The 15059-nt window shown below is 51.1% G+C and carries 8 protein-coding genes, 17 tRNA genes and 1 rRNA gene (1 of these 26 only partly in view); 2 read left to right on the forward strand and 24 right to left on the reverse strand.

Features of this window, described 5'->3' with window-relative positions; all coding sequences use genetic code 11:
• Window positions 1-7 precede the first annotated feature (7 nt).
• Both ACSFXJ_RS21485 and ACSFXJ_RS21490 read right to left on the reverse strand, forming a co-directional pair.
• Window positions 8-946: a carbohydrate ABC transporter permease gene (locus ACSFXJ_RS21485; protein ID WP_435922396.1), complete on the reverse strand. Its 939-nt coding sequence runs from the start codon at window positions 944-946 to the stop codon at window positions 8-10.
• Between the two features lie 169 nt (window positions 947-1115).
• Complete coding sequence (locus ACSFXJ_RS21490) at window positions 1116-2462, reverse strand: ABC transporter substrate-binding protein (protein ID WP_435922397.1); 1347 nt, start codon at window positions 2460-2462, stop codon at window positions 1116-1118.
• Window positions 2463-2778: 316 nt separating this feature from the next.
• Between ACSFXJ_RS21490 and ACSFXJ_RS21495 the strand changes: the two genes are divergently transcribed.
• Both ACSFXJ_RS21495 and ACSFXJ_RS21500 read left to right on the forward strand, forming a co-directional pair.
• On the forward strand, window positions 2779-4509 hold the full coding sequence (locus tag ACSFXJ_RS21495; protein ID WP_435922398.1) for a sensor histidine kinase: 1731 nt from the start codon (window positions 2779-2781) through the stop codon (window positions 4507-4509).
• A 33-nt stretch (window positions 4510-4542) separates the two neighbouring features.
• Window positions 4543-6150: a response regulator transcription factor gene (locus tag ACSFXJ_RS21500; protein ID WP_435922399.1), complete on the forward strand. Its 1608-nt coding sequence runs from the start codon at window positions 4543-4545 to the stop codon at window positions 6148-6150.
• Between the two features lie 24 nt (window positions 6151-6174).
• On the opposite strand, the gene ACSFXJ_RS21505 is transcribed toward ACSFXJ_RS21500, so the two are convergent.
• The 22 genes from ACSFXJ_RS21505 to ACSFXJ_RS21610 all read right to left on the reverse strand — a co-directional run.
• Window positions 6175-6654: a nucleoside deaminase gene (locus ACSFXJ_RS21505; RefSeq protein WP_435922400.1), complete on the reverse strand. Its 480-nt coding sequence runs from the start codon at window positions 6652-6654 to the stop codon at window positions 6175-6177.
• Window positions 6655-6800: 146 nt separating this feature from the next.
• Entirely contained in the window at window positions 6801-7304 is a 504-nt protein-coding gene (gene nrdG / locus ACSFXJ_RS21510) for an anaerobic ribonucleoside-triphosphate reductase activating protein (protein WP_435925830.1), read from the reverse strand.
• Window positions 7305-7309: 5 nt separating this feature from the next.
• The gene (nrdD, locus tag ACSFXJ_RS21515) at window positions 7310-9490 is read right to left on the reverse strand and encodes an anaerobic ribonucleoside-triphosphate reductase (RefSeq protein ID WP_435922401.1); all 2181 of its coding nucleotides are present in this window, start codon (window positions 9488-9490) and stop codon (window positions 7310-7312) included.
• Between the two features lie 148 nt (window positions 9491-9638).
• On the reverse strand, window positions 9639-10370 hold the full coding sequence (locus ACSFXJ_RS21520; protein ID WP_435922402.1) for a class I SAM-dependent methyltransferase: 732 nt from the start codon (window positions 10368-10370) through the stop codon (window positions 9639-9641).
• 134 nt (window positions 10371-10504) lie between these two features.
• Window positions 10505-10584: transfer RNA gene (locus ACSFXJ_RS21525), tRNA-Leu, on the reverse strand.
• A gap of 34 nt (window positions 10585-10618) precedes the next feature.
• Window positions 10619-10695 (reverse strand) — tRNA-Arg (locus ACSFXJ_RS21530).
• Window positions 10696-10710: 15 nt separating this feature from the next.
• A tRNA-Leu gene (locus tag ACSFXJ_RS21535) sits at window positions 10711-10796 on the reverse strand.
• 10 nt (window positions 10797-10806) lie between these two features.
• Window positions 10807-10880 (reverse strand) — tRNA-Cys (locus ACSFXJ_RS21540).
• Between the two features lie 11 nt (window positions 10881-10891).
• A tRNA-Gly gene (locus ACSFXJ_RS21545) sits at window positions 10892-10966 on the reverse strand.
• A gap of 6 nt (window positions 10967-10972) precedes the next feature.
• Window positions 10973-11047, reverse strand: a tRNA-Gln gene (locus tag ACSFXJ_RS21550).
• A 24-nt stretch (window positions 11048-11071) separates the two neighbouring features.
• Window positions 11072-11147, reverse strand: a tRNA-His gene (locus ACSFXJ_RS21555).
• Between the two features lie 26 nt (window positions 11148-11173).
• Window positions 11174-11247 (reverse strand) — tRNA-Trp (locus tag ACSFXJ_RS21560).
• A 7-nt stretch (window positions 11248-11254) separates the two neighbouring features.
• A tRNA-Tyr gene (locus ACSFXJ_RS21565) sits at window positions 11255-11340 on the reverse strand.
• Window positions 11341-11343: 3 nt separating this feature from the next.
• Window positions 11344-11419, reverse strand: a tRNA-Thr gene (locus ACSFXJ_RS21570).
• 21 nt (window positions 11420-11440) lie between these two features.
• Window positions 11441-11516, reverse strand: a tRNA-Phe gene (locus tag ACSFXJ_RS21575).
• 22 nt (window positions 11517-11538) lie between these two features.
• Window positions 11539-11615: transfer RNA gene (locus ACSFXJ_RS21580), tRNA-Asp, on the reverse strand.
• Window positions 11616-11646: 31 nt separating this feature from the next.
• Window positions 11647-11720, reverse strand: a tRNA-Met gene (locus ACSFXJ_RS21585).
• A 21-nt stretch (window positions 11721-11741) separates the two neighbouring features.
• Window positions 11742-11817: transfer RNA gene (locus ACSFXJ_RS21590), tRNA-Val, on the reverse strand.
• Between the two features lie 83 nt (window positions 11818-11900).
• Window positions 11901-11975 (reverse strand) — tRNA-Glu (locus ACSFXJ_RS21595).
• 21 nt (window positions 11976-11996) lie between these two features.
• Window positions 11997-12088, reverse strand: a tRNA-Ser gene (locus ACSFXJ_RS21600).
• A gap of 4 nt (window positions 12089-12092) precedes the next feature.
• A tRNA-Asn gene (locus ACSFXJ_RS21605) sits at window positions 12093-12168 on the reverse strand.
• A gap of 64 nt (window positions 12169-12232) precedes the next feature.
• Window positions 12233-15059 (reverse strand): 23S ribosomal RNA (locus tag ACSFXJ_RS21610); it runs 231 nt beyond the window's last position.

Consider the following 15059-nt stretch of genomic DNA (forward strand, 5'->3'; position numbering starts at 1 on the left):
TATCCCCCTATGCTCCATACTTCTTTTCACCGCGGAACTGAACGATGGTGACGCCCAGCACAAGCAGGAACAGCACGATCGCCATGGCGCTGGCATAGCCGTAATCCAGGGAACGGAACGCGGTGTTGTAAATCTGGTAGACCAGTACTCTCGTGGAATCGTTAAGCTGGTTGTCGGCACCGGCGAATAGGTTGATAAAGATATCGTAAACCTTGAACGAATTGATGATCAGAATCATCAACACGAAAAACGTGGTTGGAGCCAACTGCGGGATGGTGACGTTGCGGAATCTTTTCCAGGCATTGGCCCCGTCCAGTTCGGCAGCTTCGTACAGCTCGGGATTGACTCCTTGAAGACCCGCAAGATAGATGACCATATAGTAGCCCATATTTTTCCATACCGTGAACAGCACGACAGTAAACATGGCCCAATCTTTATCCGCGGCCCAGCGGGGCAGTTCCTCCAGCGGAATCCCGCTGATGGCGTGAAGAATATTGTTGACGGGGCCCATGGTCGGACTGAAAATAAAGTTCCATACGGCCGCCACCGCAACCAGCGATGCGACGTACGGAAAGAAAAAGACGGTTCTCATCACATTGCGCCCGAATATTTTTTGATTCAGCAGAATGGCAAGTCCCAGAGCGCAAACCATCGTAAGCGGAACGACGCCTACGGTGTAGATGATCGTGTTCCATAACGCCTTGTGAAAGGTCGTATCTTGAAGGAGACGGGCAAAATTCCGGAGTCCGATGAAATCCATCGGGTTGGCCCCGTCCCATTTGACGAAGGCAAGCACAAAAGCAAAGATCATCGGCACGAGCGTGAACAAAGCGAACCCGATGAAGTTCGGGGCAATGAAGCTATAAGCGATCAGATGATCCTTGACGCTTTTGGAAATGCCTGTTTTCGGCGCTTTTTCGGTTCCTAATACGGTTTCGTTCTGCATTTGTTTCCCTCCAAACCCTTCTGGCTATGACAAGCTTCCGGGGACAAAAAAACCGCAAAGTCACGTACGGATCCGCAGCTTCATCCGATTCCTTTGCGGGGGAGCCCCGAAAATAACCTTTCTAAAATAAGGGCGGGACAAGCCCGCCCTATTTACACCCGCATACTAGCTAGTTATTCAAAACCTGCTGCACCCGCGTTTTCATATCCGCCAAGCCTTTGTCGATCGTCGTATTCTTGGTCATGATGCTGTCATGCACTTCGTTCAGGATCACTTCGATGTCCGCGCTCTTCTCGTGCATCGGCATTTCCAGATACGTCTTCGCCGTCGTCAAAGCCGCCTTGCTGTTTTCATCGCTCGGGAAGCCCTCGATGGAGGAGATCGAATTTACGACTTCGTCCGTTTTAATCGCCGGAATGGTCCCCGTGGAAGCGATCACGGCCGCGCCTTCTTCCCCGGTGACGAATTTCATGAAATCCAGCGCCGCTTCCTTGTTTTTGGACTTTTGATTGACGGCCAGGGAAGTAATGGTACCGAGCGTGGTCCCCGGTTCAACGCCATCCGGATGAGGATATTTCACGATGCCCCAGTTCTTGGCTTGCGACTCTCCGCTCTTGACTTTCTCGATTTGGGTGGCAATGAACCAGCTGCCCATATTCATCATCGCGACGGAATTGTTATAGAAGACGCCGGAGTAATGCGTGCTGGATGTTTTCAGGGTGGCATAATCCATCACGATGCCGTCCTCCTGCTCTTTCAAAATCCGTTCGTACGTCGGCTTCAAGAAGTCGTATTCCCCGTCAAGAATCGTGTGCTGCCCGTCAAGAATGCCGAACAATTGAACCGCGCTGCGCCAGGTATGGTAGTGGGCTCCGTATACTTTTTCGGCCCCGCTCCCGGAGGTCATCTTTCTGGCCAGCTCATCATATTGATCCAGTGTCATATCGTTGCTCGGATAAGGAACGCCCGCTTTGTCGAACAAATCCTTGTTATAGTAGATCAGCCAAAAATCGCTGCGGAAAGGAAGCGCATAAACTTCTTCGCCTACTTGAATTTGTTCTACCGTGCCGCCGTATTTGGATGCGTCGATCCCTTGTTCTCCCATGTAGCCCTTCAGCGGTTCCAAATGGTTTTGTTTCACGAGGTTGGCATAGCCGGGAATATCTTTAATCGTCAGAACATCCAGGTCGGCACCACCGGAAAGTTGGGTACTCAGCATGGTCATATAATCGGTGGAGCCCAGATCGACATACTCGATGTTTACGTTAGGGTTGGCTTTCTTGTATGCATCGATCAAAGGCTGGTAATAAGCGGTGGCTTCCCAATCCCATAGCGCCCATTTTATCGTTACGGGATCTTTGCCGGCTCCGCCCGCATCGTTGGAAACGGTTGCAGAATTGTTCGCATTTTGCTTTCCGTTATCGGCGCTGTTTCCGTTTTTGCCTGAACATCCTGCGAGCAAACCGATCGAAAGAATCGTTGCCAGGGTAATGCCTAAGATTCTTTTCAGTCTCATTTCTTAACCCCTTTTCCTCTAGATATCAAAGCCTGATCCGGCAACACCGAATCTACATGTATCGTAAAGGATATCGCGATGAAAGGGCATACATTTTTTGAATCAAAATCATTCACTTTTCTATTTCGTTGAAACCCGCCTTGCCTGAACCTGTAAAATTGTGATTTATTCATGGAAAAATGTTGGTTTCTGTTTCCCCTCCCTGTGACGAGGCCCCCGAATCGTGCTATGATCTATGAAAACGCTTTATTTCTCTCGGAAGAGGTGATCCCCCACGAGAAGGAAATCCACCATCAAGAGCCGCGTTATCCTGCTCATGGCGGCCTTTGCTCTGCTTATCACGACTCTCATGTCCTATGTCAGCTATGAACTGATTGCTTATTTCCAGCGGAAAACAACCATTCAGGCCACCGAATTCAACCTGCAGCTGGTATCCCATATCATCGAACAGGATTTACTGAACCTGTCCCTGCTGGCCATGACATGCAGCACGAATTCCAAAACGAATACGCTGCTGACGGAATATTTCACATCACCGGACGCCAGCTCCATGGATGCCGTTCACGTTTTCGCTTCCATGCAGGAGGATTTCCGCATCAACCGTTCGAACGGCTACGTGCGCAGGTTGATCGTTACGGACCACAAGAACAAATTTTTTCAAGTGGATAATCTGGTCAGCGCGTCTATGCCGTTAACTCTCCATAATATCCACACTCTGCCCGGATTAACGGAAGACTCGACCGAGGAATGGGAGCGGGTCATCAAGGATCCGCTGTCGGGCTCCAGCGCCATTCCGTTTGTGCTGCCGATTTACGGAGAGCGTTCCGCCCGGATCGGGACCGTATACCTGCTTGCGAATGTATCGGTGATTACCGACAAGCTGAACGGCTATGCTTTACCCCCGGATTCCCAATTGCTGCTGAGCCTCGGCGATCAGCATTACGATATCGAGGACGGCAAGGTTGTCCCTTCTTCCGCCGACTATCGGGTTTCCGGCTACAAGACGGACGGGGTCAGCGGCAACCTTACCGATGTGTCCTTGCTTGCCGCGGACGGAAAAGAACGGCGAATCGCGGTTTCTTACCAGATAAGGCCCGGCATAACTCTCTCGCAGACGTTATCGGAAAAAGAAATTCTCCCGCAAATGAATATCTGGCTTTTGCTGGTGCTTGGAGTCGTGGTTCTCGTCATCGTACTTAGCGCCTTCATTACATACTACCTGACGCGTACGATCAGCCTTCCTGTAGAAAAATTAAAAAAACGGATCGATAAGATTGCCCAGGGCAATTTTCTGATCGACCGGAATATTGAATGGAACAGCGAGCTAGGCGATGTAGGCCGGGGGATTAACCGCCTGTCCCAAGACATCGTCGCCTTAATGGAAACCCGCCTGGCGGATGAGAAGCAGAAACAGGATCTGGAATACCGGATGCTCCAAAGCCAGATCAATCCGCACTTCCTGTACAATACGCTGAATTCGATCAAATGGATGGCCACGATCCAGAATGCAACCGGAATCGCGGAGATGACCACCTCGCTATCCAGGCTGCTGCGAAGCATCGCCAAGGATCCCCGCAAGTTGGTGGCTCTGGGAGACGAGCTCGGCTTGCTGGACGACTACTTCCTAATCCAGAAGTATCGGTACGGGAACAATATTACGATGGAATCGCGATTTGAGAACGCGGATCTATTGTCCTGTTTGATCCCCCGTTTTACTTTGCAGCCGCTGGTGGAGAACGCCATCTTCCATGGCATTGAACCGAAAGGCAAAGGCCATATTATCGTAACGATCGAGCGAATCGGCCATGGGGATGTGGGCGTGACGATCGAGGATGACGGGATCGGCTTGAGCCAGGAGCAAATTACCGGCATCCTCTCTTCGCGGGAACAGGAACCGAAGGGAATGTTCGAGAAGGTTGGGCTCCGCAGCGTGAACGAACGGTTGAAGCTGACTTTCGGCGATAGATACGGCCTATCTATCGAGAGTTTGCAAGGGGTTTACACCAAAATGAAAATGTTGATTCCCTACCGGAAGAGTGAATATTGATGACACAATCAAGAACACTGCGAGGTGAGCTTAATGATTAAATTGCTGATCGCCGACGACGAAGCCCTGGTTTGTATCGGCCTCCAATCGATGTTGAGATGGGAAGACCACCAGATCGAGATCGTTGGCGTTGCGCACAATGGCGCCCAGGCGGAAGAAATGATCGAAGCCCTGCGGCCCGACATTGTTTTGACCGATATCAAAATGCCGATCAAAAGCGGCCTGGAGGTGGCGACTTCCGTGCGAAAAAAACATGGACGGCTCCCCCTTTTCATTATCCTGACCAGCTATGAAGAGTTTGAATATGCGCGCAGCGCCATCGAAGTGCAGGCGGTCGATTATCTGGTGAAGCTGGAACTGACGCCGGAAACGCTGAAGGAGTCGATCCATAGGGCGATTAAGGTTCTAAAGGAATACACGCACGAGGAACTGCCTCCAAACCTGCTTTACCGCAGTAATTTACAAGGACTCCGGGACAAATTTTTCATCCGTTTGTTCAATCAATTGTTCGAATGCAGAGACCAATATCTCCTGCAAAAAGAGGACCTTGAACTCGAACTGGATGCGCCCGCCTATCTGGTTTGCACCTGCCGCATTCTCGGTCCGGACAGCGTGCCGCCGCGCGGAGACAAACTGGTCGCTTTGTGTACCAGCACGGTTCAAATGGCGAAAGATACGCTGGCAGCATCGGGAATCTGTTACGTGACGAGCCTGGATCTGAGGAACTTTGCCGTCACGCTGCCCGTCCCCGCGGTTGACCCGAAGAGATGGCTTAACGAGGTCGAGCATCGGCTGCACGACATGAGCACGCTGCTCCACAAATACTTCAATGTGACGATTATCGGAGGCGCCGGATTTGCCGTCGACGATCCTTATCTGCTGCGGGAGAGCTATTTGGCGGCGAGAAAAGTGTTGCCCGCCGCGGTTCATGAACAATCCTTCGTCTTCTTTTCTCAGGATAAACCGGCCTGGACGGATTCCTCCCTCTTCGATTTTTCGTCGTACCGCTCGGAAATTCGCCGCGCCTTCGAAGAAATGGATATTCAGGCCTTGAACGCGCTCATTTCCAAACTGATCTCGAGCTTCGACGGGCATCCCGAACTGTTGGTGCCCGCGACGGACGCCGCGTGCAACTTGCTGTATATGGCGACTTCCCTCCTCTCGGACGGAGAGAATATGGTCGAGCATATTTTCGGTAACGAACCGGAAGGCTACCGTGCGATTTATCAAAAGCATACGATGGACGGCGTGGTCGATTGGCTCGTGCAATTCCGCGACGGCTGCTGCGAGGTGCTGTCCTCCAGAAAGCAGAGCTATAAGGAGCAGGTAGTCCGACATGTGCAGGAGTACATCAAACGGAATCTGGACAGCAAGCTGTCCCTCAACCATGTTGCGGATATTTTCAATTTCAGCCCCAATTACTTGAGCCATCTGTTTGCCAAAACCGCAAAAGTCAGCTTTGTGGAATACGTGACGGAGGCCAAAATCGCGGCCGCCAAGGAAATGATGCTGCGCGGAGATGGCCGGGTCTACGAAATTTCGCAGCGGTTGGGTTATGAGAGCGCCTTTTATTTCAGCAAAGTTTTCAAAAAGGTCGAGGGAGTTTCCCCGCGGGAATATATGCAAAGAGCGGAGTCATAATGCTGGAAAGTATCCGTGGGCGCTTCAATATTCTATTTTGCCGCTCGATGCTCTCCAGGTATGAAAAGGCCGCAAATGGTCTTGGGTTTGAATCTGTATCATCGGTATGGAACGATCCTTCTTCGGCTTGGCGATCTGTTCATAGATGAATTGATCGTCAAATCCGATGGCAGCGGCATCCTCCTTCGTGCCCGCATAATAAACGGCGTCCGGACGCGACCAATAAATCGCCCCAAGGCACATCGGACAGGGCTCGCAACTGGTATAGATCACGCAGCCCTTTAACTCGAAGTCGTTCAAATGACGGCACGCCTCACGGATCGCCTGGACCTCGGCATGCGCCGTAGGATCGTTCAACGAGGTTACCGAATTCCGCCCTTTTCCGATCACTTGCCCGTCTTTGACGATAATCGCCCCGAAGGGGCCTCCCTCGCCCTGGGCCACATTCTCCGTCGCCTCGGTAATCGCTTTTTCCATCCACTGTTCATGGTCTTTATCCGTCATCGGCTTCGTTCTCCTTTATTTTGGGATCTCGAGTTATTATATTCCTTTTCCCATAACATTAATATTCCGCGGGGCCAAACCAAAAGCCCCCGTCTTGGCTTCAAGACGAGGGCCGTTACTTTAGACATTAGAGGTGTAACACGCACTTAAATGGGCATCGGCACAGCCTGCATGGTTCGCAAGCTTTCCTTCACGTCAATAACGCGCTGGTTGTCGGAGCCCCTCCATTTTAGTTTCAGGTTGCGCCGCTCCAGGATGAATTTCCCATCGATAAGAACATCGCAACAGGTCAGTAGTTCCCGTCTGCTTTCGTCTTCGATGATTTCTTCAAACGTATATCCGGACCAGATCCAGATATCCTTGCCGCTGCACTCGCTCCGTACCCTGGAGACAAGCCCGAGCAGCCCCTCCACGTTTTGAAACGGCTCGCCGCCTAGTATGGACAGACCGGCTATATTGACGTCCGGCATATTCAAATCGCCAATGATCCGTTCTTCCAACTCCATGGTATAAGGCTCTCCGTAATTAAAGTTCCATGTAGCCGCATTAAAGCAGCCCTTGCAGTGATGCGTACAGCCTGATGTAAATATGGAATGCCGAAGTCCTCTTCCATTGATGACGTCAAATCTTTTATAGTCCGCGATGTACATAAGACTCACATATGCTTCACGCGGGAGAGTACTTCTTTTTGCTTGCCCGCATTAAACGGACGCTGGCTTGGCTCCGATAAATACCCGCAGCAGCGCCGTATGACGGAAGAGGTTTTCGGATTGGCATTGCCGCAGTTCGGACATTCAAAGCCGGTATTGGTTGCTTCAAACTCCCCTTCAAACCCGCATTCCAGACATTTGTCCGTCGGCGTGTTCGTCCCGAAATAAGGCACCCGTTCATAAGCATAGTCCCATACCGCTTCCAGCGCCTCCGGATTGTTGACCAGCGAGTCGAATTCGCAATACGTGATAAATCCGCCGTTCGCGTACTGCGGGTAATCCTTCTCGAACTGGATTTTTTCAAACGGGGTCACTTTCTTGTTCACATCGAGATGGAAGGAGTTCGTATAATATCCTTTGTCCGTGACTCCCTCCATCCTGCCGAACTTCTCCTCGTCCAGCTTGCAGAACCGGTAGCATAAGGATTCCGCCGGCGTGGAGTACAGGCTGAAGCCGTAGCCGGTTTCCAGCTTCCATTGCTCGGCTTTATCGCTCAGGTACCGAACGATTTGCACCCCTTTTTTCCGCAATTCCTCGTCGTCAAATAGACAAGTACCGTACAAAGCCATCATCGTTTCATGGATCCCGATATAACCCAATGAAATGCTGGCTCTGCCGTTCTCAAGCAGGTGATCAATCGTGTCCTCCGGTTGAAGCCGGCTGCCGGCCGCTCCTTCCATATACAATATGGGGGCAACTTTAGCTTTGACTCCCTTTAAGCGTTCGATGCGATACATCAGCCCTTCCTTGCACACTTCCAAAAGTTCATCCAATAGGCGGTAAAAGGTCTCTTCCGAGCCGTTCGCTTTGATCGCAATCCGAGGTAAATTGGCGGTCACCACCCCCATGTTGAACCGGCCGTCGTGCATTTCCTCCCCGTTCTCTTCATATCTGCCCAAAAAAGAGCGGCAGCCCATCGGAAACTTGAAAGACCCGGTAATTTCTTTGACCTTCGGCACGGAAATAATGTCGGGATACATCCGTAATGTACTGCATCTTAAGGCCAACTGTTTGATATCGTAATTCGGATCCCCGGGCTTCAAATTGACGCCCTCTTCCAAGCCGAAGATCAGCTTAGGGAAAATCGCGGTTTTCCCGTCCCTTCCCAGCCCGCGGATTCGGTTTTGCAAAATGGCAATTTGGATTTGCCGCTCGGCCCATGACACCCCCCGGCCAAAGCCGAACGTGCTGAAAGGCGTTTGTCCGTTGGCGCTGACCAGCGTATTGATTTCATATTCGAGCGATTGAAAAGCATCATAGGTTTCCTTCTCGGTCAGGTTTTTGGCATATTCAAGACAACGCGGATACTTCTTATGTAAACCTTCGTTTTCCCAGGAGATATCCAGGGCTTCGATTTCATCGCCTTCCAGCATGTACAGCCATTGCAGGCCTTTGCGATAGTGCTTTTTAAAAGACTCTAATACATATGGGGCCAAGATAACGTCGATTTCATTAATCGTATTTCCGCCATAGATGTGGCTCGCTACCTGCGCGATTATCTGGGCGGTAATGGCCGTAGCGGTAGTTATGGACTTCGGGGTTTCGATCTGGGCGTTGCCGAGCTTGAAGCCGTTCTTGAGCATCCCCTTTAAGTCGATCAGCATGCAGTTGTAAATGGGGAAATACGGGCTGTAATCCTGGTCGTGAAAATGCAGATCCCCGCTGTTGTGGGCTTCCACGACCCGTTTTGGGATCATGTAAGTTTGGGCGAAATCCTTGGCCATAATGCCTGCCAGCAAATCGCGCTGCGTCGGAATGGTGGCTCCGTCCTTATTGGAGTTTTCTTTCAATACCTCTTCATTCGTGAGCTCCAGAAGCCCGAGAACCTTTTTGTCCAGGCTGCTGCGTTCGCGCCGTTTCAAGGTTCTTACTTCACGATAGCCGATGTAGGCCTCGGCAGCGTCTTTCCTTCTGCTATTCATCAGGGCGGATTGAACTTCATCCTGAATATGTTCGATATCCACCTTCTCCAGCTTGGAAATTTTCCGCGTCACCTTGTCGGCTATCTTTTGTGCCAATTCAGAGTCGCCTTTTTTCTTGGTACTATTCATGGCCGCGCAAATCGCATCGATGATTTTCTGTTGATTGAAAGCTACCTCTGAACCGTCTCGCTTAATAACTATCATTAAATTCATCCTTCGTAGTGATTTTATTATCAGGTATTCGACTAAGAGAGTATACCTTAATAAAAATCAACTTACAGTGATTCTGAACACTGCCGAAGGCAAAATACTACTATATATAGTGTTACCGTTAAACAGATCTACTTTTCCCTTATTTATCAGCTGCGATCAACAAAAAGATGGGTCTCCGGTTTGCATCCCGCCATTCCGGATCCTGCTCGACCCGATGTTCTTCCGGCTTAAGTTCGGACATTTCCCGAATTCGGAATCCCGAATGAATAAGCGCATTTACCTGTGTCGCAATACTTCGGTGATACTTAACGACATCATGATCAAGAAATCTGGCATTTCGCGGCCCTTCTTCATGATAACGATCGACCGGCCAATGCAACTTCTCTCCCTGCTTGCCGTAAACCCAGTCTTGTTCCGGAAGCGCGGTATACACCGGATGCTCCACCGAATACACGAAAGAACCGCCGGGGGCGAGACAGCGATAAACTTTTCGGCAGATGCTATCAAAATCTTCAACATAATGGAGTGCGAGGGAACTGATCACCAGGTCAAACTCCCCTTCGGAATAATTGATATCTTCAATTGCGCTCCGCCGATACTGAATTTGGTCATCCTGGGTCATGGTTCTGGCACGCTCCAGCATTTTTTCAGAGAGATCCAAACCTACCACGAACCTGGCATCATGCTCCCGGACATATCTGCTGTGCCAACCATAACCGCAACCGAGATCAAGCACTTTTTTGTCCCGAAGCTCCGGAAGCATCGCCCGAAAAACGGACCACTCCCCGGCAGCATCAAGTCCTCCTATGGAACGGGGCATCTGGCTGTATTTCGCAAAGAAACCCGGATTATCATAGCTATTTTGTTTCATGCAATCAACCTCCTTAACGATTACTATCGAAAACTTTATCTATACATTCTAAACGGTTAGAAATTGAGGGGCAATGCAAATAAAAACAGGCTTGTAAACTGCTTCAAAAGCAATTTACAAACCTGTTTGCGTGATGCCGGTGAAGGGACTCGAACCCCCACGGTTTCCCTCACGATTTTGAGTCGCGCGCGTCTGCCAATTCCGCCACACCGGCATATAAATATTTATTTTCTTAAAGCGAGTTATAATGGCGTGCCCTAAGAGATTCGAACTCCTGACCTTTTGATTCGTAGTCAAACGCTCTATCCAGCTGAGCTAAGGGCACATAAACCAAAAAAAGTGCGGAAGACCAGACTTGAACTGGTACGGTAGTCACCTACCGCAGGATTTTAAGTCCTGTGCGTCTGCCGATTCCGCCACTCCCGCGAAAAGAAAATGGAGGCGCCACCCAGATTCGAACTGGGGGTAGAGCTTTTGCAGAGCTGTGCCTTACCACTTGGCTATGGCGCCTTATAAAAAAATGGAGCGGACGACGGGAATCGAACCCGCGACCCTCGCCTTGGCAAGGCGATGCTCTACCGCTGAGCCACGTCCGCGTAAAATGGCTGGGGATATAGGATTCGAACCTATGCATGACGGAGTCAAAGTCCGTTGCCTTACCGCTTGGCTAATCCCCAACATGAAGTTGTTAGTAAAAATAATGGGGCGATCGATGGGACTTGAACCCACGAGTGCCGGAGCCACAATCCGGTGCGTTAACCCCTTCGCCACGACCGCCATAAAAATATTTAGTTTTGAAAAAATGGCAGGGGCAGCAGGAATTGAACCCACACCAAAGGTTTTGGAGACCTTTGTTCTACCTTTAAACTATGCCCCTTTAAAACTGGTGGAGGCTGATGGATTCGAACCACCGAACTCGTACGAGAACAGATTTACAGTCTGCTGCGTTTGGCCACTTCGCTAAGCCTCCAAATGGTGCCGGCGAGAGGACTTGAACCCCCAACCTACTGATTACAAGTCAGTTGCTCTACCAATTGAGCTACACCGGCATTTGATGCATTCAGTTTTAATGGTGGCTCGGGACGGAATCGAACCGCCGACACGAGGATTTTCAGTCCTCTGCTCTACCGACTGAGCTACCGAGCCTCACTTGCATATTTACTTAAAATGGCGGAGCCGACGGGATTCGAACCCGCGGTCTCCTGCGTGACAGGCAGGCATGTTAGGCCTCTACACCACGGCTCCACACTATTGGATATCCCTGTTAAAGGGATAATTGCGGGGGCAGGATTTGAACCTGCGGCCTTCGGGTTATGAGCCCGACGAGCTACCGGGCTGCTCCACCCCGCGTCAGTAAAAGTAAATCTTATATGGTGGAGGCTGAGGGGATCGAACCCCCGACCCTCTGCTTGTAAGGCAGATGCTCTCCCAGCTGAGCTAAGCCTCCGAGGAAAGACAAATCATATTGTACCAGAAAAAGCGGTTTAAAATCAAGTCTTTCGCAAAGCTTTTATGTAGCTTTAAAGAAAGTGGTGACCCGTAGGGGATTCGAACCCCTGTTACCTCCGTGAAAGGGAGGTGTCTTAACCCCTTGACCAACGGGCCTTGCTTATGAAAGAAATATGATGGCGGAGAGAGAGGGATTCGAACCCTCGAGACGCTTGTGACGCCTACACGATTTCCAATCGTGCTCCTTCGGCCAACTCGGACACCTCTCCATAATGGCTCCCCGAACAGGACTCGAACCTGTGACAACTCGATTAACAGTCGAGTGCTCTACCAACTGAGCTATCAGGGAATATTTATTCAAGCTTTGATCGCCTGAAAACTGGATACGAAACTTCATTTGCGTGTTTAGTTCTTTGGATAAGCCCTCGACCGATTAGTACTGGTCAGCTCCACACATTGCTGTGCTTCCACCCCCAGCCTATCAACCTCGTCGTCTTCAAGGGGTCTTACGAGTTGGGAAATCTCATCTTGAGGGGGGCTTCACGCTTAGATGCTTTCAGCGCTTATCCCGTCCGCACTTAGCTACCCAGCTGTGCTCCTGGCGGAACAACTGGTGCACCAGCGGTGCGTCCATCCCGGTCCTCTCGTACTAAGGACAGCTCCTCTCAAATTTCCTACGCCCACGACAGATAGGGACCGAACTGTCTCACGACGTTCTGAACCCAGCTCGCGTACCGCTTTAATGGGCGAACAGCCCAACCCTTGGGACCTACTTCAGCCCCAGGATGCGATGAGCCGACATCGAGGTGCCAAACCTCCCCGTCGATGTGGACTCTTGGGGGAGATAAGCCTGTTATCCCCAGGGTAGCTTTTATCCGTTGAGCGATGGCCCTTCCATGCGGTACCACCGGATCACTAAGCCCGACTTTCGTCCCTGCTCGACTTGTCAGTCTCGCAGTCAAGCTCCCTTATGCCTTTGCACTCTTCGAATGATTTCCAACCATTCTGAGGGAACCTTGGGGCGCCTCCGTTACTCTTTAGGAGGCGACCGCCCCAGTCAAACTGCCCGCCTGACACTGTCCCCGCACCGGATCACGGTACCAGGTTAGAACTCCGATACGATCAGGGTGGTATCCCAACGGCGCCTCCACCGAAGCTGGCGCTCCGGCTTCCTAGGCTCCCACCTATCCTGTACAAATCGTATCAAAGTCCAATATCAAGCTGCAGTAAAGCTCCATGGGGTCTTTCCGTCTTGTCGCGGGTAACCTGCATCTTCACAGGTATTAAAATTTCACCGGATCTCTCGTTGAGACAGCGCCCAAGTCGTTACGCCATTCGTGCGGGTCAGAATTTACCTGACAAGGAATTTCGCTACCTTAGGACCGTTATAGTTACGGCCGCCGTTTACTGGGGCTTCAGTTCATAGCTTCGGGATTGCTCCCTAACCACTCCCCTTAACCTTCCAGCACCGGGCAGGCGTCAGCCCGTATACTTCGCCTTGCGGCTTCGCACAGACCTGTGTTTTTGCTAAACAGTCGCTTGGGCCTTTTCACTGCGGCCCCCTCGGGCTATTCACCCTACCGAGGCACCCCTTCTCCCGAAGTTACGGGGTCATTTTGCCGAGTTCCTTAACGAGAGTTCTTCCGCGCGCCTTAGAATTCTCTTCTCGCCTACCTGTGTCGGTTTGCGGTACGGGCACCTTCACCTGGCTAGAGGCTTTTCTTGGCAGTGTGAGATCATGACCTTCGGTACTGTAAATTTTCCCTCCCCATCACAGCCCAGCCTTAACGATGTGCGGATTTGCCTACACATCAGCCTCACTGCTTGGACGAGCATCCATCAGCTCGCGTCACTACCCTACTGCGTCACCCCATTGCTCATAACGGTTTACGGTGGTACAGGAATTTCCACCTGTTGTCCTTCGACTACGCCTTTCGGCCTCGCCTTAGGTCCCGACTTACCCTGAGCGGACGAACCTTCCTCAGGAACCCTTAGGCTTTCGGCGGATCAGATTCTCACTGATCTTTTCGTTACTCATACCGGCATTCTCACTTGAATGCAGTCCACCAGTCCTTCCGGTCTGACTTCAACCCGCATTCAACGCTCCCCTACCCCTGAATCGACTTCACTCCAGCTTCGAAGTGTGTTTAACCCCGAAGACCATTTGGCCGAAACCTTTGAACAAATTCAAAAGTCGCTTTCGGCAAAAATGTCATCGGTTAAACACCGCCTCAAAGAAGCAGTGAAGTCGATTCAAGCCATAGCTTCGGTGGTGTGTTTAGCCCCGTTACATTTTCGGCGCAGAGTCACTCGACCAGTGAGCTATTACGCACTCTTTAAATGGTGGCTGCTTCTAAGCCAACATCCTGGTTGTCTGTGCAACTCCACATCCTTTCCCACTTAACACACACTTGGGGACCTTAGCTGATGGTCTGGGCTGTTTCCCTTTTGACAATGGATCTTAGCACTCACTGTCTGACTCCCGGATAATCAGTCTATGGCATTCGGAGTTTGACTGAGCTTGGTAACCCTTGCGGGCCCCGCACCCAATCAGTGCTCTACCTCCACGACTGTCATTTCCGAGGCTAGCCCTAAAGCTATTTCGGGGAGAACCAGCTATCTCCGAGTTCGATTGGAATTTCTCCGCTACCCCCACCTCATCCCCGCACTTTTCAACGTACGTGGGTTCGGGCCTCCAGTGCGTGTTACCGCACCTTCACCCTGGACAGGGGTAGATCACACGGTTTCGGGTCTACGCCTACAAACTAAAATCGCCCTATTCAGACTCGCTTTCGCTGCGGCTCCGTCTTTTCGACTTAACCTTGCTTGCAAACGTAACTCGCCGGTTCATTCTACAAAAGGCACGCCATCACCCCTAAAATGGGCTCTGACTTCTTGTAAGCACACGGTTTCAGGTTCTTTTTCACTCCCCTTCCGGGGTGCTTTTCACCTTTCCCTCACGGTACTGCTTCACTATCGGTCGCTAGGGAGTATTTAGCCTTACCAGATGGTCCTGGCAGATTCATACGGGGTTTCACGTGCCCCGCACTACTCGGGATCCGTCTCGGAGGGTTGAGACTTTCGATTACAGGGCTTTTACCTTCTTTGGCCGGCCTTTCCAGACCTGTTCGTCTAACCTCATCCTTTGTAACTCCATGTGAGACGTCCCACAACCCCAAGAGGCAAGCCTCTTGGTTTAGGCTAATCCGCATTCGCTCGCCGCTACTAACGGAATCACTA

It is taken from the genome of Paenibacillus salivarius (genome assembly GCF_051307165.1).
GTDB lineage: Bacteria > Bacillota > Bacilli > Paenibacillales > Paenibacillaceae > Fontibacillus.